This window comes from Saccharothrix espanaensis DSM 44229, from assembly GCF_000328705.1.
Taxonomy (GTDB): domain Bacteria; phylum Actinomycetota; class Actinomycetes; order Mycobacteriales; family Pseudonocardiaceae; genus Actinosynnema; species Actinosynnema espanaense.
Map to the genome: position 1 here is coordinate 2,898,252 of NC_019673.1, position 18,090 is coordinate 2,916,341.

An 18,090-nucleotide genomic window follows, 5' to 3' on the forward strand; every position below is an offset into this window, starting at 1 on the left:
GTGTTGCGCACCGCGCTCGCGCTCGCCGCCGCCGCGTCCCTGGTCGGGTGCGGCACGTCGGACCAGCCGTCCACCGCGCCCTCGACCCCGTCCGGGGCGGTCACCGGGGACGTCACGGTGTTCGCCGCCGCGTCGCTCACCGAGACGTTCACCAAGCTGGGCGAGGGGTTCGAGGCCGCCCACCCCGGCACGAAGGTCAAGTTCAACTTCGCCGGCAGCTCCGCGCTCGCCCGGCAGCTCAACGAGGGCGCGCCGGCCGACGTGTTCGCCGCCGCCGCGCCGGCCAACCTGAAGCAGGTGAGCGACGCGGGCGGCATCACCGCCGCGCCGACCGTGTTCGCCCGCAACAAGCTCCAGATCGCCGTCCCCCGGGGCAACCCAGGGCGGATCACCGGCCTGGCCGACTTCGGCAGGGAAGACGCCAAGATCGCGCTGTGCGCGGAACAGGTGCCGTGCGGCGCGGCGGCCGGGAAGGCGTTCGAGGCGGCCGGCGTCACGCCGCGACCCGACACGCTGGAACAGGACGTCAAGGCCGTGCTCACCAAGATCGAGCTCGGCGAGGTGGACGGCGCGCTGGTCTACCGGACCGACGTGGAGTCCGCCGGCGGCCAGGTAGAGGGGATCGCCTTCCCGGAGTCCGACAAGGCCGTCAACGACTACCCGATCGCGCCGCTGGCCAAGGCCCCGAACGCGACCGGCGCGCTCGCGTTCGTCGGCTACGTGCTGTCGGAGAAGGGCCGCGCCGCGCTCGCCGAGGCCGGGTTCGACCAGCCGTGACGTCCCGCCGGGCGCGCGGGCGGCTGCCCGCCGTCCTCGTGCTCCCCGCCCTGCTGGGACTGGGGTTCCTGCTGGTCCCGCTGGTCGGCCTGCTGGTTCGCGCGCCCTGGTCGACGCTGCCGGACCGGCTGCTCAGCGCCGAGGTGGGGGAGGCGCTGCGGCTGTCGCTGGTGTGCGCGTCGCTCGCCACGGTGGTGTGCCTGGTGCTCGGCATCCCGCTGGCCTGGCTGCTGGCCCGCGCCGACGTGCCCGGCCGCGGGTTGCTGCGGGCCCTGGTCACCGTGCCGCTGGTGCTGCCGCCGGTGGTCGGCGGCGTGGCGTTGCTGTTGGTGCTGGGCCGGCGCGGCGTGATCGGGCAGTATCTCGACGCGTGGTTCGGGATCTCGCTGCCGTTCACCACCGCCGGGGTCGTGGTGGCGGAGGCGTTCGTCGCGATGCCGTTCCTGGTGATCTCGGTCGAGGGCGCGCTGCGGGCCGCCGACCCCCGGTTCGAGGAGGCGGCGGCGACGCTGGGCGCGTCGCGCTGGCTGACCTTCCGCCGGGTGACCCTGCCGTCGATCACGCCGGGCGTGGTGGCCGGCGCCGTGCTGTGCTGGGCGCGGGCGCTCGGCGAGTTCGGGGCCACCATCACCTTCGCCGGCAACTTCCCCGGCGAGACGACCACCATGCCGCTGGCCGTCTACCTGGCGCTGGAGACCGAACCGGAGGCCGCGATCGTGCTCAGCCTGGTCCTGCTGGTGGTGTCGGTGGGCGTGCTGGCGGGCCTGCGCGACCGGTGGATCCGGGGCGCGACGTGACCGTGGCGGCCGACCTGCGGGTCACCCGCGACCGGTTCCGGCTGGAGTTGCCGCTGACCGTCGCGCCCGGCGAGGTGGTGGCGCTGCTCGGGCCCAACGGCGCGGGCAAGACCACGGCGCTGCGGGCGCTGGCCGGGCTGCTGCCGCTCACCGACGGGCACGTGCGGCTCGACGACGAGCCGTGGGACGTGCCGCCGGACGTGTTCGTGCCCGCCGAACGCCGCCCGATCGGCGTCGTGTTCCAGGACTACCTGCTGTTCGGCCACCTGACGGTGGTGGAGAACGTGGCGTTCGGGCTGCGCGCCCGGGGCACGCCCCGCGCCGAGGCACGCGCCCGCGCGCACGAGTGGCTGGACCGGGTCGGCTTGGCCGACCGCGCGCAGGCCAAGCCCCGCGCGCTGTCCGGCGGCCAGGCGCAGCGCGTCGCGCTCGCCCGCGCCCTGGCCACCGACCCGGGCCTGCTGCTGCTGGACGAGCCGCTGGCCGCCCTCGACGCGAGCACCCGGCTGGCCGTGCGCGCCGAACTCGGCCGCCACCTGGCCGACTTCCCCGGCCACACCCTGCTGGTCACGCACGACCCGCTGGACGCGATGGTGCTGGCCGACCGGCTGGTCATCGTGGAGGACGGCCGGCCGGTGCAGGACGGGCCGCCCGCCGAGGTGGCCCGCCGGCCGCGCACCGACTACGTGGCCACCCTGGTCGGCCTCAACCTGTATAGGGGGCGGGCCGCCGGCACGGCCGTGGCGCTGGCCGACGGCAGCACCCTCACCGTCGCCGAGCCCGCGTCCGGCGCGGTGCACGTGGCGTTCCCGCCGAGCGCGGTCAGCCTGCACCCCGAGCCGCCGGCGGGCAGCCCGCGCAACACCTGGCGGGTCACCGTCGCGGGCGTCGAGCAGCACGCGCACACCACCCGCGTCCGGCTGGACGGCGCGCCGCCGGTGCTGGCCGACATCACCACCGCGACGCTGGCCGACCTGCGGGTGCGGCCCGGTGACGTGCTGTGGGCGGCGCTCAAGGCCACCGAGATCCGGACGTACCCCGCATGAGCACGGCGCTGGTCGTGGCGCACGACGTCTACGGTCCCGACGCGCACCTCCGGGCGATGGCCGAGGCCGTGCGCGGTCCGGGGTGGACGGTCTCGACGCCGAACTTCCTGCCCGGCGGCGTGGTCCACCCGCACGACCGGGAGGCCGAGGCGTACCGGAGGTTCACCGACGAGGTGGGCGTGGACGCCATGGCCCGGTCGCTGGCCGCGCACGCGGCGGACCTGCGCACGGGCCACGAACGCGTGCTGTGCCTGGGGTTCGGCGTCGGGGCGGCGGCCACGTGGCTGGCCTCCGACGCGTTCGACTCGATCGTGTGCGTGTACGGCTCGCGGATCCGGGACCACATCGGACACGTGCCGCGCGTCCCGTGCCTGGCGATCCTCGCCGGGCACGAGCCCGGGTCCGACCCGTGCGAGGTGGCCGGGCAGATCACCGGGCCGACCGTGGCGGTCGAGGTGGTCGACGCCGGGCACGGGTTCTGCGACCAGGACGGCCTGCGGCACGACCCGGTGCGCCGGGCCGGGGTGGTCCGGTCGGCGCGCCGGTTCCTGCACTCCGGCTGAGCCACCGGGCGCACGGCGGGAGATCGTCGCCGAGCCTCCCCCGGGTATCACCCGCTGGAGGGACCCACTCGCCTGTTCGAGTGGTGAATTCGCCGGTACCGGGTGTTTGTGCGGGGTCCGGGACAACGCGCCCCGGATTCCGCCGGCGAATCAGTCCATGATCATTGTGCTAGCGTCGGGAAGTACGGACAAAACGGCCGCCGACTATTCGGAAAGGCATGAGGTGTGAAACGTCTTCTTCCCCTGCTCGGCGCTGCCACGGCTCTCGTGGCCGCCGCCGGCGTCGCCTCCGCGCACACCCCTGATGGCCACGGCCACGGGCACGGGCACGGCGGCAACGCGGTGACGATCGGGCGGTTCGCGCCGCCCGACAAGGCCACCAACGCCTTCACCTACGACTCCGCGCTCATCGCGCCGGGCTCCAAGGTGATGGTCGTGGCCACGCCGAAGCGGCGTTCTACCAAGGTGCAGCTCAGCGTGTGGGGCCTGATCCCCAACCGCACGTACGGCTCGCACGCCCACCAGAAGCCCTGCGGCCTGCTCCCGGCCGACTCGGGCGCGCACCACCAGCACGTGGTCGACCCCAAGCAGCCCTCGGTCGACCCCGAGTTCGCCAACCCGGAGAACGAGATCTGGCTCGACTTCACCACCGACTCGCGCGGTCGGGCCGTGGTGACCTCGGTCGTGCCGTGGCAGTTCGACGACCGGCGGGCGGGCTCGGTCGTGATCCACGCCGAGAAGACCGCCACCGAACCCGGCAAGGCGGGTACGGCAGGCCCCCGGCTGGGCTGCGCGACCGTCAAGTTCTGACCTCGCGGACGGGCGGGGCCGCAGGCTCCGCCCGTCACACCGGAAAACCATTCCGGCTATTCCCGGTGAATGCTCCCCAGGTCGCCCGTCGACCTCGCGGCGAATGGCCGGCCAGGTCGATCGCGGCCCTGCGCGCCGTATTCGGCAGGCCGTTCCCGTGAATCTCCCGGTGTGTTTCGGTACGCCGCGCCAGTACGCCGTGAACTGTGAACGTGCTGGACTGCCCTGGTGCCGGCCCGGTGAACGGAACCCGTGACGGCACTGCCGCCGCCGGCTGGAAACCGACACCGGAATTAGACACGGCAGATCGCTCAATTCCGGCACGAACCCCATCAGGCGGCCCCTCTGACGGATGTCATGCTGGGTTCGTGACCCCGGCGCAGGCCGGGATCGCGGAGTTGGAGGACCGGCGCTGCACCGAGCTGTCCGGCGGCCGAGGGCAGCGGGTGCGGTTCGGGGCTGCGCGTGGTGGGCCCGGCGCCGGCAGCCGAGTCGCCGGCGGTCGGCCGCAGCCCGTTGACCGGGTAGGAGCGCAACGTGCCGGCCTGCGCTCGGGCCGAGGCGGTGCGCGTCGCGGAGAACTGCGGCCGGCTCTGGAAACCGCAGGTAGAATGGGGTGGTGCGCACACGTCCGACGCTGAGCTGGACCGCCACGGGTGCTCCGTTGCCGCGCACCACCAGCCTGGACGAGGTGGTGCGGGCCGTCGCCGCCCGGGACGTGGTGGTGCTGAGCGGCGCGGGCCTGTCGACCGAGTCGGGCATCCCCGACTACCGGGGCGCGGCGGGCAGCCTGCGCCGGCACACCCCGATGACCTACGACGAGTTCACCGGCAGCGAGGCAGGCCGCCGGCGGTACTGGGCGCGCAGCCACCTCGGCTGGCGCACGATCGCCCGCGCCGACCCGAACACCGGTCACCACGCCGTGGCCGCGTTGCGCCTGGCCGGGTTCGTGTCCGGCGTGATCACCCAGAACGTGGACGGCCTCCACCACGCGGCGGGCACGTCGGACGCCGTGGAGCTGCACGGCAACCTCGACCGGGTGGTGTGCCTGGACTGCCGCCGGCTGACCCCGCGCGAGGAGCTGGACGGCAGGCTGCGCGCGGCTAACCCGGACTTCACCGCCGAGGTCGCGCGGATCAACCCGGACGGCGACGCGGACCTGGCCGACGAGGACGTGCGCGGCTTCCGGGTGGTCGGCTGCGCCGACTGCGCGGGCGTGCTCAAGCCGGACGTCGTGTTCTTCGGCGAGAACGTGCCCCGGCCACGCGTGGAGGAGTGCGGCCGGCTGGTCGACGAGGCCCGGTCGGTGCTGGTCCTGGGCTCGTCGCTGACCGTCATGTCGGGGCTGAGGTTCGTCCGCCGGGCGGCCGGCGCGGGCACGCCGGTGCTGATCGTCAACCAGGGCGAGACCCGCGGCGACCGGCACGCGAGCGCGCGGGTCGACCTGCCGCTGGGCCGGGCGCTGACCGAGTTGTGCAACATCTTGCGGGTAGATCTTCAGCTCTGACGGTTCTGTCGGCTCCTGGGCGGTTCCGCTCGCGGGATCCTCGGACGCTGTGCCACCGAACTGTCCACAATGGATCCGGATCCGGTGCCACGACAAGCGGATCGCGGGGTGTGAAGCGCGAACGGAACAGGACGCCACCGCGAGTCGAGTTCACCCTGATGTCGCAGCCTGTTGTTGTGCGGTGAAGGGTATTCAAGCCGCACAACCCCCGAACGGCCCCGTGGCGGCGGGGTCGTTCCCCTCTCCGGCGAGGAGGTCGTCATGGCGCACGTCCGAGACCTGATCGACGTCCGCAGCGGTGACGAGTTCGACCAGCCCGTCCCGTTCGGCTTGGTGTACCCGTTGCGCACGGCGGACGGGGCCGAGCCACCCAGCCAGCGCGGGCGCACGTGGGAGCACCTCACCGCGTCCGGCCGCGAACTGCGCCCGGCGAGCTAGCCGACGCCCGATCCGTTTTGGGCGAGACCTGATCAGCGTGCGCGCACCAGCGGCAGGTAGACCTCGTCGACGATCTCGACCAGCACGGCGTCCGGCACGTTCGGCCGGCCGCTGGTGAGGAACTCGTTGCGCAGCAAGGCGACCGGGACGGTCGCGACCCTCGGGTGCAGGGCTTCCGGGCGGGCTTCGCCGCGGGCGACCGCGCGGCCGAGCACGGTCAGCCAGAGCGCGCTGCCCGCGTCGCTCACCGCGTCCTGGATCTGCGCCAGCAGCTCGGGCACGCCGATGCCGGCCATGAGTCCGCGCAGGACCGCGCCTTCGGGCGAGTCCCAGTGCCGGTTCGCGCCGCGCAGGAGTTCGAGGACGTCCGCGCGCAGCTCGCCGGTGTCGGGCAGGTCGACGGCCTTGGTCATCAGGTGCCGGTAGGCGGCGACGCCGAGCACGGCCCGGTTCGGCCAGCGGCGGTAGAGGGTGTTCTTGTTGGTGCCGGCCCGTTTCGCGACCCGGTCCATGGTCAGGCCCTCGTACCCGGACTCGGTCAGCTCGTCGGCGGCGGCGGCCAGGATCGCCCGCTCCAGCTCCGCCCCGCGTCGCCGGCGTTCCGTCACCCGCTCACCTCCTGGTACCCGGCGTACCTTAACAGCTTGCTTCTGTACTGTGCTAACTTCACTGTTAAGGTACTCGAAGTACCGTAAATGTGAGGGGTTGGCATGCGGGCAAAAGGCATCGGCTACGACACCGGCTTCATCAACCAGTCCGGGGTCAGCACGCACGAGGAGTGGGACCCGGCGGAGGTGGCGCGCGACCTGCGGCGCATCCGGGACGACCTGCGCTGTACGGCGGTGCGGCTGACCGGCGGCGACCCGGACCGGCTGGAGACCGCCGCCCGGATCGCCGCCGAACTCGGTCTGGAGGTGTGGTTCTCGCCGTTCACCAACGAGTTGACCACCGACGAACTGCTGGCGGTCCTCGCGGACTGCGCGGACCGCGCCGAGCGCGTGCGGCGCGCCGGGGCGAGCGTGGTCCTGGTGACCGGGGCCGAGTTGAGCCTGTTCACCAAGGGATTCCTGCCCGGCGAGGACGGTCTGCAACGCACCGACGCGTTGCTGCACGGTCCGCGCGACCAGGTCGCCGCGCTCCTGGCGGACGTGCCCCGGCGGATCAACGAGTTCCTGGCGCGTGCGGTGCGGGTGGTGCGCGAGCGGTTCGGCGGGCCGGTGACCTACGCGTCCATCCCGTTCGAGGGCGTGGACTGGACGCCGTTCGACATCGTCTCCGTCGACGCCTACCGGGCCGCCGAGATCGCCGACCGCTACGAAGACCTGATCCGCGGCATCGTGGCGCAGGGGAAACCGGTCGCCATCACCGAGTTCGGCGCGGCCACCTACCGCGGCGCGGCCGACCTGGGCGCCCGCGGCACCCTCGTCGTCGAGTACACCGACGGCCGCCCGTCCGGGTTCACCCGCGAGCTGGTCCGCGACGAACAGGGCCAGGCCGGGTACCTGCGGGACCTGGTGGGGGTGTTCGAGCGGACCGGCGTCGACGCGGCGTTCGGCTGCACCTACGCGTCCTTCCACCTGCCGCACGGCGGCGACCCCGACCTCGACCTGGCGAGCTTCGGCGTCGTCCGGGTGGACCAGGACGGGACGCGCGTGCCGAAGGAGTCGTTCTCCGCGCTCGCCGACGCCTACCGCCAGGGCGTGATCTCCCTGCGGCCGTGAAGGAACGCGCCGCTTCGTGGGCAGTGACGACCCACGGGCCGTTGCTCATCGACTTGAAGTCCGCGATTCCCACGCCGCCCGGCACGGTCTGCGCCGACGCGGCGCGCTCGGCCGCGATGTACACGGCCCGGAGTTCCTGTCGCTAGGGCACGTACGCGCGGACCGCGTCGAGGTACTCGGAGATGGCGTCCCGGTTGCGGGTCAGGCAGCGGACGCGTTCGGTCATCCGGTCGCGTTCCCGCTCCAGCGTGGCGAGCATCTCCGGGGTGGCGTCCGGGAAGTGGATCGCCCGGGGCTTGTCCAGGCAGGGCAGGATCTGTTTGATGATGCGGGTGGGCAGCCCGGAGTCGAGCAGTCCCCGGATCTGCAGGACCCGGTCCACCAGGTTCTCGTCGTAGTCGCGGTAGCCGTTGGCCGCGCGGATCGACACGATCAGCCCGCGTTCCTCGTAGTAGCGCAGCAACCGGCGGGACGTCTCGGTCCGCTCGGACAGCTCCCCGATGCGCATGTGCTCCACCTCACGGTCACCGGATTGGACCTTCACACATATGTGAGGGTCTGAGCATACGTGCATGTCGAACCGAGCTTCCGCTCCTCCCCGGCTCCCGCTGCGGGCCCTGCTGCCGCTGACCACGGCCGCGTTCGTCACCGTCCTGACCGAGGCGCTGCCGGCCGGCGTGCTGCCCGCGATGAGCGGCGGCCTGGGCGTCGGCGAGTCCGCCACCGGACAACTCGTCACGATCTACGCCGTCGGCACCGCCGTGTCGGCGATCCCGCTGGTCACCGCGACCGCCGCGTGGCCGCGCAAACGCCTGCTGCTGACGTCGATGCTCGGCTTCGCGGTGGCCAACACGATCACCGCCGTGTCGGCGGACTACCTGGTCACGCTGGCCGCCCGGTTCGTCGCCGGGATCGCGGCGGGCGTCGTGTGGGCGCTGCTGGCCGGGTACGCCCGCCGCCTGGTGCCCGCGCACCAGGCGGGCCGGGCGGTCGCGATCGTGATGGCCGGGCTGCCGGTGGCGCTGTCGCTGGGCATCCCGGCGGGCACGTTCCTCGGCCACCTGGTCGGCTGGCGGGCCACCTTCTGGGTGGTGACCGCGCTGGCCGCGGTCCTGGTCGCGGCGATCGTGGCGTTCGTCCCGGACCAGCCCGGCGCGCCCGCCGGCCGGCTGGTGCCCAGGGCCGCGCTGCGCCGCCCCGGCGTCCCGGCGGTCCTGTTCACCACCCTGGTGTTCGTGCTGGCGCAGACCGTGTTCTACACCTACGTGGCCACTTACCTGGGCCAGGTCGGTCTCGGTGACTCCGTCGACGTGGTCCTGCTGGTCTACGGCATCGCGTCCATCGTCGGCATCTGGTACGTCGGCGCGCACATCGACCGCAAGCTCCGCGCCCTCACCGTCGCGGGCACCGTCCTGGTCGCCGTCGCGGCGGCGGCGCTGGCCGTCCTGAACGACAGCCACGTCCTGGTCTACGCCGCCGTCACGTTGTGGGGCCTGGGCTGGGGCGGCATCCCGACGCTGCTCCAGACGGCCGTCGCGGACGCCGCCGGCGACGAGGCCGACAGCGCGCAGGCCATGCTGGTGACCCTGTGGAACGTCGCGATGGCGGCGGGAGGTGCCATCGGCGGGCTGCTGCTCGACGCCGCCGGGCCGATGACGTTCCCGTGGACCATGCTGGTGCTGCTGGTTCCGGTGCTCGCCGTCGTGCTGACCAGCCGGGGGTTCCCCAAGCCGGTCAGGTGATCGGCTTGCCCGCACCGGCCAGCAGCGGGTTGCTCCGCACCAGCGAGACCGCGTACCAGAGCAACGCCAGGAAGGCCGCCGCGCCGCCGTAGAGGAGCACCAGCAGCGCAGTGGCGATCCCGCTGTCGGTCACGCCCAGCACGACCGACAGCACGGTGGTGCCCAACCCGGTGCCGCACAACAACCCGGTGGACAGGTGGTAGGCGGGCCGCGAGTGCAGGTTCTCCCGCCACCGGTTGCGGCCCCGGACCCAGCTCTCCCAGTGCAGCACGTCGCCCGCCGGCAGGTCGGACTCGCCCGCGGTCGCTTCGGGGGACCGCAGCACGGCGTTGACCTTCTTCTCCAGCTCCCACAGGAACCGGCGGGTCCGGAGCAGCCGCTTCACCTCGCCGTACCAGACGAACCACACGAACATCAGCAGCACCGGGGCCAGCGCCAGGATCCCGGTGCGCAACGGCACGTTCGACCAGGTCGCGAGCACACCCGTGTAGATGACCGCGATCGCGGCCAACCCGTAGTTCATCACCGCCTGCTGGGAGGCGACCGCCGCGACCAGTTCGGCGCGGATCGCGGTGTACTCGTTCAGCAGGAAGGCGAGCCGTGCCTGGCCCGGGTCGCCGAGCGGCTCCGGGGTCCGGCCTGACTTCCAGAACGTCACCGCACGGACGGTACCGATCCCGCCCCGGCGGCGGGGCGGGATCGGCACCTTCGGCATCAGCAGGCCGAAGCCACCGGTTCGTCCGAGCCGGTGTCCACGAACCCGTCGCTGATCCACTTGCCGTCGTCGAGCCGGTTCCACAGATCCGTGCGGCCCCAGACCCCTTCGACGGCCTCGCCGCGGCTGGTGCACGCGATGGACACCACCGCGCCGTCCGCGACCGTGCCCACGGCCGAATAGCTCAAGCCGGGGCCGGAACGCAGGTTCACCGTGCTGTTCGAACCCGCGTCGACCGTGCCGGTGGGCAGCGTCGTGCCGCCACCGCCGTAGTTGGTGACCCGACCGCCGACGGACACGCGCGTGCTGCCGCGCTGCGCGTAGCCGCCGTACGCCTGCGAGCCCTCGTAGAACGTCCAACCGCCGATCGTCATGCCGTTGACGCTGATGTGGGTGTTGCCGCGCAACAACGAGAAGTGCACGTGCGCGCCGCTGCTGGAACCACCGCACGGCAGTTCGTTGCCGATGTTGCCGAGGTACGTGCCGGTGCGCACGGCGCTGCCGTCGGCGAGCGTCGTCAGGTTGTACATGTGGTAGTAGGTGCTGCTGTAGCCGTTGTCGTGCACGACCTTCACCAGCGCGCTGCGGCCCACGATGCAGCTCTTGTACACGCGGCCGTTGCCGGCCGACAGGACCCGGCCGTCACCGCCGTTGAAGTCGATCGAGCTGAACGGCCGGCTGTTGCCGCTGTTGCCGTGCGGACCGCCGCCCATCCACCACGCCACGTTCACCGGCCACGGCAGGCCGAGACCGGTGGGCGCGAGCGCTTGCGCGCGGTTGCTCTGGTTGGCGGCGAAGGTCTGCTTCTCACCGTCGCTGAGCACCGCGGACGGGGCTTGCGCGGCGAGCGCGGCGAACCCGGCGGTGCCGTCGAGCTCGACCCGCCACGTGGACCGTTCCTTGCGGGCCAGGAACAACGCCATGTGCGGCGCGCCGTGCTCCTGGCCGTAGGTCATCGGGATGGTGGTGCTGCCGAATACCCACGAACCGGACGTGCGGGTCGGCTCGAACAGCGGTTCGCGCAACGTCTGCGTGCCCCACTGCTGCTTCACCGCGTCGCCGTGCTGCTGGAGCATGGTGGCGCGGACGGTCGCGGCGAGGTCGGTCTCGGGTGCGGCGGCCGTTGCGGACGGCGCGACCAGCACCGCGACACCGGCCACGAGTGCGGAGAACAACGCGGCGAACCGCCGCGCGGACAACGGACGGGACATGTGCCCTCCAGGGGGAAATCGGCACAGGGCAGGGATTCCGGCGGCTCTTGCAGGGGGCCGCCGCGCCGATGACATACCGGCGGTCCGACGTGGTCAAGGTCGCCTCGACCAGGTGACCCACAACTGTGGAACCGGCCGCCAATACTGTGAACGGATACCCACCTTCGTCGGTCATATCGGGCGTTGTCCGACTTTTAAACTGTGTCTTCCACAGTCGAGGGGGTGCGCGGTGGTCGTCCCGCCCGACGCCGGCCACGAAGTCGAGGTACTGCTCCGCACAGGTCCGTTCCACGCCGCGCTGCGCGCCGCCGTCGAGCGCAGCGGGCTCACCCTGGAACGCCTGCGCGACCGCCTCGACCGGCGCGGCATCCACGTCAGCCTGTCGACGCTGAGCTACTGGCGGCTGGGCCGCAGCCGTCCCGAGCGCGCCGACTCGCTGCGCGCCGTGCAGGCCATCGAGACGATCCTCGGCCTGCCCCGGCACTCGCTGGAAGCCCTGCTCGGACCGCCGCGCCCCCGTGGCCGCTGGGTGTCCAAGCAGCAGCAGGCCCGGCAGTACGGGCGGATGCTGGAGCCCGCGCAATCGTTGGCGGAGACGGTGGAGGCGCTCGTCGGCCCGTCGGACGGCAACCTGCGCCTGTGGTCGCAGGACGACGCGGCCACAGTGGACGCCCACGGCGTGATCCGCTCGGTCCACACCAGACAGGTGCTGCGCGCCGTCGCCGGGCACCCCGACCGTTATCTGGCGGTGTACTGCGCGGACGCCGACACCCCGCCGGACGCGTTGGGCGCGGAAGCGGTGGCCAACTGCCGGCTCGGCCGCGTGCGCAGACACCCCGGTGCGCCGGTGATCGCGGCGGAGCTGCTGTTCGACCACACCCTGCGCGCCGGCCAGACACATCTGCTGGAGTACCGCTTCACCATCACGGAGAACGGCGCACAAGCCCACGACTACCGCCGCGCGTTCCGCTACCCCGTGGGCACGTACGTGTTGAGCGTGCGATTCACCGAGCCGCGCCTTCCCGTGCGCTGCTACGCCCTCGGGCAACCCGGCGTGGACGCGCCGCTCGTACACGGCGACGAACTCCCACTCACACCGGGCCGGATGCTGCACGTGACCGCGAAGGACGTCCAACCGGGCGTGGTCGGCATCGGCTGGGACTGGTCCTAGTCCAGCTCGGCCAGCCGCCGCGCCAGGTAACGGCGTTCCGCGGGCGGGTTCGCGACATGTCCGCCGATACGGTGTTGAAACTGACCCGACGTGAGGTTTTAGAGTCGGTCCCATGACGGGGACCGGGCACGCGAAGCAGCCGCGCTGGAGCGTCGGCGCGCTGGCGAAGGTCACCGGGCTGACGGTGCGCACCCTCCACCACTACGACGAGCTGGGTCTGCTGCGCCCCAGCGAGCGGACCCACTCCGGGCATCGCCGCTACACCGAGCCGGACGTCCAGCGGCTTTACCGGATCCGCCTGCTCCGGCAGTTGGGCATGTCGCTGGAGGAGATCGGCGAGGTGCTCGCCGACCCGTCGCACGGCCCGCTGCGCGGGGTGCTGGTCGGGCACCTGGACCGGTTGGACGACCAGGTGTGGCGGCTGGAGGCGCTGCGCCGGCAGACGAGGGGCCTGCTGGACCAGCTCGACGGGCCGCCGCAGCAGGACTCCGGCGGCCTGCTGGCACTGCTCGGCTGCACCGGGATCTTCGACGACTACCTCACCAAGGAACAGCACGAATTCCTCGACGGGCGCTCCGCCGGGCTCGGCGAGATCGGCCGCAAGGAACTCGACGCGGAATGGCCGCGGGTGCTCGTCGCGATCATCGGCCATTACCGCGCCAAAACCCCGCCGGACGATCCGGAGGTCCGCGAACTCGGCCGCCGGCTCGCCGGCATCGGCCGTGACTTCGCGGGCGGCGACCCGGCCATCCTCGCCTCGATGAGCGCGTTCTTCCGGACGCACGGCCACGGCGTGCTGCGTGACGTGCTGCCCGACGAACCGGTGTCCGACCTCGGGGACGGTCTCTGGGACTACGTCGGCCGGGTGCACGCGGCCGCGCGGTAAACGGCTCGGGGGAGCCCCTTCTCGAATTCCGACCACCGGTTCGGGCGGTCGGTGCTGCCCGAAATCAAGAAACAGGGGGAACTGTCTTGTTGCGCACAACAGCAGGCTTGACCGCCGCTTTGCTGCTCGCCTGGACGGGATCGGCGAGCGCCGCCGACACCGTGCGACTGCCCGCGCCGACCGGACCGCACCAGGTCGGCGTCACCACCCTGCACCTGGTCGACCGGGACCGGCCCGACCCGTGGCCGGACGCGCGAGGGCGCGCCCGCGAGCTGATGGCGACGGTGTTCTACCCGGCGCACGACGTGCGCGGCTACCCGGTCGCGCCGCAGATGACGCCGAAGGCCGCCGAGACGTTCGGCTGGCTCGACGTGACCGCCGCCCACCCCGAACTGCCCAAGTCGGGCGTCGACTGGGCGGCCACCAAAACCCATTCGCACGTCGGCGCGCCCGCGTCGCCCGTAAGGCGTCCGGTGCTGCTCTACAGCCCCGGAGCGGCCGATCCGCGCACGATCAACACGACGCTCGCGGAAGACCTCGCGAGCCGTGGCTACGTGGTGGTGTCGTTCGACCACCCCGGCGAGACCAGCGAAGTGGAGTTCCCGGACGGCCGGGTGCGCATCATCGCCCTGCCCGCCGACCCGCGCACCCACCCGGAAATCTTCCGGGCCATGATCGACACCCGGATCGCCGACACCAGGTTCGTCCTGGACCAACTGGAGGTGCTGGCGCGCGGGCAGAACCCCGACGCGGCCGGCCGGGCCCTGCCGCGCAACCTGTCCCGAGCCCTGGACCTGCGTCGGATCGGCATGTACGGGCACTCGGCAGGCGGCACCACGGCCGCCCAGAGCATGTACGACGACCGGCGCCTCGATGCCGCCGTGAACCTGGAGGGCTACCTCGACCACGGCACCGCTCAGCCCGGACAGCCCGGTGAACTGCTGCCCGTCGCACGCGACGGCGTCGACCGCCCGCTGCTCCTGTACGGCACGGACGGTTACCGCGACGCCCGTTACGACAGCTCGTGGGCCGCGATGCTGGCGCACGGCGGGTGCACTATGAAACGCGTGGTCACCAACGCGACACACTGGGTGTTCACCGACTTCGCCGCCATGGCCCCGCAGTTCCAGGCAGCCGGGCTGATGACGGCCGCCGACCGGGTCAAGCTGGTCGGTGCCATCGAGCCGAGCCGCTCGGTGCCACACGTGCGCGGCGCGGTCGCCGCGTTCTTCGACCGGCACCTGCGCTGAGCCCCGCTCCCGGTCGTTATGCCCACGGCGTAACGACTGGGAGCTGCCCCGGCACTGTGGACGGTGACAGGATTCGGACCGGACCGCACTGGGGGGATCATCTTGGGACAGACCATGTACGAGGCCATCGGCGGCGAGCCCGCTCTGCGCGAGCTGGTGGACGACTTCTACGCCAAAGTGCTCGCCGACCCGTTGCTGCGACCGGTGTTCGTGAACTTCACCGAACAACACCTCGATCACGTCGTCGTGTGGCTGGCCGAGGTCTTCGGCGGCCCCGCCCGGTTCACCGAACAGCTCGGCGGGCACCTGCACATCCTCCAAGCCCACCACGACCTCGGCATCACCGAGGAGCAGCGGGCCCGCTGGGCGGAGCTGATGGCCGAGTCGGCGCGGGTCACCCTGCCCGCCGACGAACACCTCCAGGACAGCTTCAACCGGTACATCCGGTGGGGCACCGAGATCGCCCGGGACGTGTCCGCACCCGGCGAGCCCTACCCCACCGAGGCGGGCGACGTGCCCCGCTGGGAGTGGCCGTGACCCGGAGTCGTACTACTTCGGGCTGATAGTCCTTCACCCCTCGGACGGACCGCCCGCATCCGTTGGGCCGATGTGCCCGACCGTCCCCACGCGGTCAACTGGTCACCTCGCAGGGATGCGACGGGGGATGACCGGGCCGCCGCGCCAACGGGGCCCGTTCCGGCGGCGCTCGTCGCGCCGGGACAGGCCCGACTGGACGCTCGCCTTGCGCACCCCTCGTGGCATCCTGACGGCCGCAGGCACCCGGACTCCGCCGGTGTCGTCGTGCGGCCGCGTGCGGGTCACCGCGACGAGTACGGGAAGGTGTTCGAGGCGTGTTGACGGGCGTGAGTGGACGTGCGCCGGGCGGAACCGCCCGGCGGACCCGGCTGGAGCGGGTGGCGGGCGGTGCGGTGCGGCTCGCCGCCGTGGTGCGCCGGGCCGGCGGCCTCGGCTCGTTCACCCGCCGCGCGCCGGTCACCGTGATCGCCCTGGTGACGCTGTGGACGGTCGGCGCGGTCACAGGCAGTCTGTGGTCCGGCCCGTCCGACGAACTGCTGGAGAACGTCGGGTTCGGCGTGACGTCCCCGCTGTGGGCGTCCCTCACGTCCACTCTGTGGTGCGCGAACCTCGCGGGCTACCTCGCGACGACCGTGCTGCTGGTGCTGTTCGGGCCCGCGGCGGAACGCGAGTTCGGGTCGCTGCGCGCCGCCGGGCTGCTCGTCTCGACCCACGTGCTCGGCGTCCTCGCCGGCAGCGGCCTGGTGCAGGTCGGCGCGGCGGCAGGGTGGAGCTGGCTGGACTACCTGGGCTACGACCTCGCGGTCGGCCCGTCGCCCGGCATCGTCGGCATGGCGCTCGCGCTGAGCTTCCGGCTGCCGCCCCTGTGGCGTCGGCGGGTGCGGCTGCTGCTCGTGCTCACGCTGCTGGTGCTCGCCCTGTACTCGGGGTACCTCCAGGACGTGCTGCGGCTGTGCGGCGGCATCGCCGGGCTGGTGATCGGTGCAGTCGCCGTGCGTGGACGCCCCGCGCCCGCGCCGCCGTCCCGCGAAGAGACCCGTGTGCTGGTCGCGCTGCTGATCGCCGCGTCCGCGCTGGGGCCGATCCTCGTGCTGATGTCGCCGTACTCCAACGGGCCGCTGTCGTGGTTCGCGGACGTGCTCGCCGTGCCCCAGGCCGACGCGGAGACGTTGGCGTCCTACTGCGCCGATCCCGACATGGTCGACCTGTGCCACACGCTGTCGATGCAGGCCGTGTACGACAGGCTGCCCGCGCTGTTGATGTCCGTCATGCCGGCCCTGCTGCTGCTCGTGCTCGCCGAGGGTCTGCGGCGCGGTCGCCGGTTCGCGTGGTGGGCCGCGTTCGTGGTCAACGTGGCCATGACCGGGCTGATCGGCTGGTACCTGTGGGAGGCCGTGCTGCTCACCGGCACCACCGTGACGCCGAGCGTGCTGGTCGAGTACTGCATCCCGTTCCTGCTGCCGCTGGGCACCGCGGTCGTGCTGCTGTTCACCCGACCGCACTTCCCGCTGGCCACGCCCGTGCGGCGGTTCTGGAAGACCACCGGCATCGGGCTGGTCGGGCTCAGCGCCGTGTACCTGATCGGCGGGTGGCCGGCGCGAGCGCAGTTCACGCCGGAGCCCGCCTTCCTCGACCTGCTGGCCGACCTGCCCGCGCGGTTCCTGCCGCCGGGGTACCTCGGTCTGGTGTCGACGCCGTTCCGGCCGGACGACTTCCTCGCGGCCGTGCTGTTCGAGTACATCGGCGCGGTGTTCTGGCTGATCGTGCTCGTCGCCATCCTCCAGGCGTCGTGGAACGCGCGCCGCGTCGAAGACGGGGACGCCGCCGCGCGCGCCCGTGAGCTGATGGTCGAGCACGGCGGGACGTCCCTGTCCTACATGACGACGTGGCGTGGCAACCGCTACTGGTTCACGCCTGACGGGCGTGCGGTCGTCGCGTACCGGGTGGTCGCCACGATCGCCCTTACGGTCGGCGACCCCATCGGGCCGCCTGACGCGTGCCGTGAGGCCGTGCGAGGGTTCGCGTCGTTCTGCGCGCACGAGGGCTGGACGCCGTGCCTGTACAGCATCAGCGAGGAGCTGCGCGACGAAGTGGCCCCGTTGGGCTGGCACGCCGTGCAGGTCGCCGAGGACACCGTCATCCCGTTGTCGGAGCTCCAGTTCACCGGCAAGAAGTGGCAGGACGTGCGCACGGCGCTCAACAAGGCCGCCAAGGAGGGCGTCACCGCCGAGTGGGTGCGCTACGCCGACGCGCCGCCCGCGCTCACCGACCAGATCAGGTCGATCTCGGCCGCGTGGGTGGCCGACAAGGGGCTGCCCGAGATGGGGTTCACGCTGGGCGGGCTGGAGGAGCTCTCCGGCGACGGCGTGCGGTGCCTGATCGCGGTCGACGCGGACCGGACCGTGCACGGCGTGACCAGTTGGCTGCCGGTGTACGTCAACGGGCAGGTCGTGGGGTGGACGCTGGACTTCATGCGGCGGCGGGCCAACGCGTTCGCCGGGTCCATGGAGTTCCTGATCGCGTCGGCGGCCATGACGTTGAAGGAGGAGGGCGCGGGGTTCCTCAGCCTGTCCGGCGCGCCGCTGGCCCGGCTGGACCGGGGCGTGCGGGCGTGCGGGGTGCAGCGGGTGCTGGACTTCGCCGGCCAGGTGTTGGAGCCGGTCTACGGCTTCCGGTCGCTGTTCGCGTTCAAGGCGAAGTTCCAGCCGGTGTACCGCCCGATGTTCATGGCCTACCCGGACCCCGCCGCGCTGCCCCGGATCGCCAACGCCGTCGGCCGCGCCTACCTGCCCGGCATGAACATCCGCCAGGGCGTCCGGCTGGCCCGGCTGCTCGCCTCCCGCCGCACCCGCCGCCCGTCCCCGGCCCGCTGACCCCGCTTGCCGGCCTTGCCTTGCCGGCCTTGCCGGCCCTGCCTGC

General features: G+C 72.4%; 18 protein-coding genes. 14 read left to right on the forward strand and 4 right to left on the reverse strand.

The window, feature by feature from the left end; genetic code table 11:
* From modA to BN6_RS47390, 7 genes are all read left to right on the forward strand, one after another.
* Positions 1-777, forward strand: coding sequence for a molybdate ABC transporter substrate-binding protein (gene modA / locus BN6_RS13270; protein WP_015100161.1), 777 nt, complete (start codon positions 1-3; stop codon positions 775-777).
* A complete protein-coding gene (modB, locus tag BN6_RS13275) occupies positions 774-1,574 on the forward strand; it encodes a molybdate ABC transporter permease subunit (protein WP_015100162.1) in 801 nt (266 codons plus the stop codon). The genes modA and modB overlap by 4 nt, the downstream gene beginning before the upstream one ends.
* Positions 1,571-2,620: an ABC transporter ATP-binding protein gene (locus BN6_RS13280; RefSeq protein WP_015100163.1), complete on the forward strand. Its 1,050-nt coding sequence runs from the start codon at positions 1,571-1,573 to the stop codon at positions 2,618-2,620. The genes modB and BN6_RS13280 overlap by 4 nt, the downstream gene beginning before the upstream one ends.
* Positions 2,617-3,183, forward strand: coding sequence for a dienelactone hydrolase family protein (locus BN6_RS41850; protein WP_051075544.1), 567 nt, complete (start codon positions 2,617-2,619; stop codon positions 3,181-3,183). Before BN6_RS13280 ends, BN6_RS41850 begins: the two co-directional genes overlap by 4 nt.
* Positions 3,184-3,408: 225 nt before the next feature.
* Positions 3,409-3,993 carry a hypothetical protein gene (locus BN6_RS13290; RefSeq protein WP_015100165.1) on the forward strand — a complete coding sequence of 195 codons (585 nt, stop codon included), beginning with the start codon at positions 3,409-3,411 and terminating at the stop codon, positions 3,991-3,993.
* A 619-nt stretch (positions 3,994-4,612) separates the two neighbouring features.
* Positions 4,613-5,500 (forward strand): NAD-dependent protein deacetylase, encoded by an 888-nt coding sequence (locus BN6_RS13295; RefSeq protein ID WP_041316650.1) that lies wholly within the window; start codon positions 4,613-4,615, stop codon positions 5,498-5,500.
* 261 nt (positions 5,501-5,761) lie between these two features.
* A complete protein-coding gene (locus BN6_RS47390; RefSeq protein ID WP_015100167.1) occupies positions 5,762-5,938 on the forward strand; it encodes a hypothetical protein in 177 nt (58 codons plus the stop codon).
* A 32-nt stretch (positions 5,939-5,970) separates the two neighbouring features.
* Here BN6_RS47390 and BN6_RS13300 read toward each other — a convergent pair whose 3' ends face one another.
* Positions 5,971-6,546, reverse strand: coding sequence for a TetR/AcrR family transcriptional regulator (locus tag BN6_RS13300; RefSeq protein WP_041312705.1), 576 nt, complete (start codon positions 6,544-6,546; stop codon positions 5,971-5,973).
* A gap of 102 nt (positions 6,547-6,648) precedes the next feature.
* On the opposite strand from BN6_RS13300, the gene BN6_RS13305 reads away from it, so the two are divergent.
* Positions 6,649-7,659, forward strand: a complete 1,011-nt coding sequence (locus BN6_RS13305) for a hypothetical protein (RefSeq protein ID WP_015100169.1) — start codon at positions 6,649-6,651, stop codon at positions 7,657-7,659.
* Positions 7,660-7,801: 142 nt separating this feature from the next.
* Here BN6_RS13305 and BN6_RS13310 read toward each other — a convergent pair whose 3' ends face one another.
* Positions 7,802-8,167 (reverse strand): MerR family transcriptional regulator, encoded by a 366-nt coding sequence (locus BN6_RS13310; protein ID WP_015100170.1) that lies wholly within the window; start codon positions 8,165-8,167, stop codon positions 7,802-7,804.
* Positions 8,168-8,231: 64 nt separating this feature from the next.
* Here BN6_RS13310 and BN6_RS13315 point away from each other — a divergent pair, with 64 nt between their 5' ends.
* A complete protein-coding gene (locus BN6_RS13315; protein WP_015100171.1) occupies positions 8,232-9,401 on the forward strand; it encodes an MFS transporter in 1,170 nt (389 codons plus the stop codon).
* Here BN6_RS13315 and BN6_RS13320 read toward each other — a convergent pair.
* Together BN6_RS13320 and BN6_RS13325 are read right to left on the reverse strand one after the other, a co-directional pair.
* A complete protein-coding gene (locus BN6_RS13320) occupies positions 9,394-10,059 on the reverse strand; it encodes a hypothetical protein (protein WP_148302855.1) in 666 nt (221 codons plus the stop codon). The two genes, BN6_RS13315 and BN6_RS13320, sit on opposite strands and share 8 nt — an antisense overlap.
* 56 nt (positions 10,060-10,115) lie before the next feature.
* Entirely contained in the window at positions 10,116-11,327 is a 1,212-nt protein-coding gene (locus BN6_RS13325) for a M23 family metallopeptidase (protein ID WP_015100173.1), read from the reverse strand.
* A gap of 229 nt (positions 11,328-11,556) precedes the next feature.
* Between BN6_RS13325 and BN6_RS13330 the strand changes: the two genes are divergently transcribed.
* The 5 genes from BN6_RS13330 to BN6_RS13350 all read left to right on the forward strand — a co-directional run bounded on the left by BN6_RS13330 (position 11,557) and on the right by BN6_RS13350 (position 18,044).
* Complete coding sequence (locus BN6_RS13330) at positions 11,557-12,498, forward strand: hypothetical protein (protein ID WP_041312709.1); 942 nt, start codon at positions 11,557-11,559, stop codon at positions 12,496-12,498.
* Between the two features lie 112 nt (positions 12,499-12,610).
* On the forward strand, positions 12,611-13,384 hold the full coding sequence (locus tag BN6_RS47770) for a MerR family transcriptional regulator (protein ID WP_015100175.1): 774 nt from the start codon (positions 12,611-12,613) through the stop codon (positions 13,382-13,384).
* Between the two features lie 107 nt (positions 13,385-13,491).
* Positions 13,492-14,634, forward strand: coding sequence for an alpha/beta hydrolase family protein (locus tag BN6_RS13340; RefSeq protein WP_231905273.1), 1,143 nt, complete (start codon positions 13,492-13,494; stop codon positions 14,632-14,634).
* A 114-nt stretch (positions 14,635-14,748) separates the two neighbouring features.
* On the forward strand, positions 14,749-15,171 hold the full coding sequence (locus BN6_RS13345; RefSeq protein WP_015100177.1) for a group II truncated hemoglobin: 423 nt from the start codon (positions 14,749-14,751) through the stop codon (positions 15,169-15,171).
* 314 nt (positions 15,172-15,485) lie between these two features.
* Positions 15,486-18,044 (forward strand): DUF2156 domain-containing protein, encoded by a 2,559-nt coding sequence (locus tag BN6_RS13350; protein WP_015100178.1) that lies wholly within the window; start codon positions 15,486-15,488, stop codon positions 18,042-18,044.
* Positions 18,045-18,090: the final 46 nt, after the last annotated feature.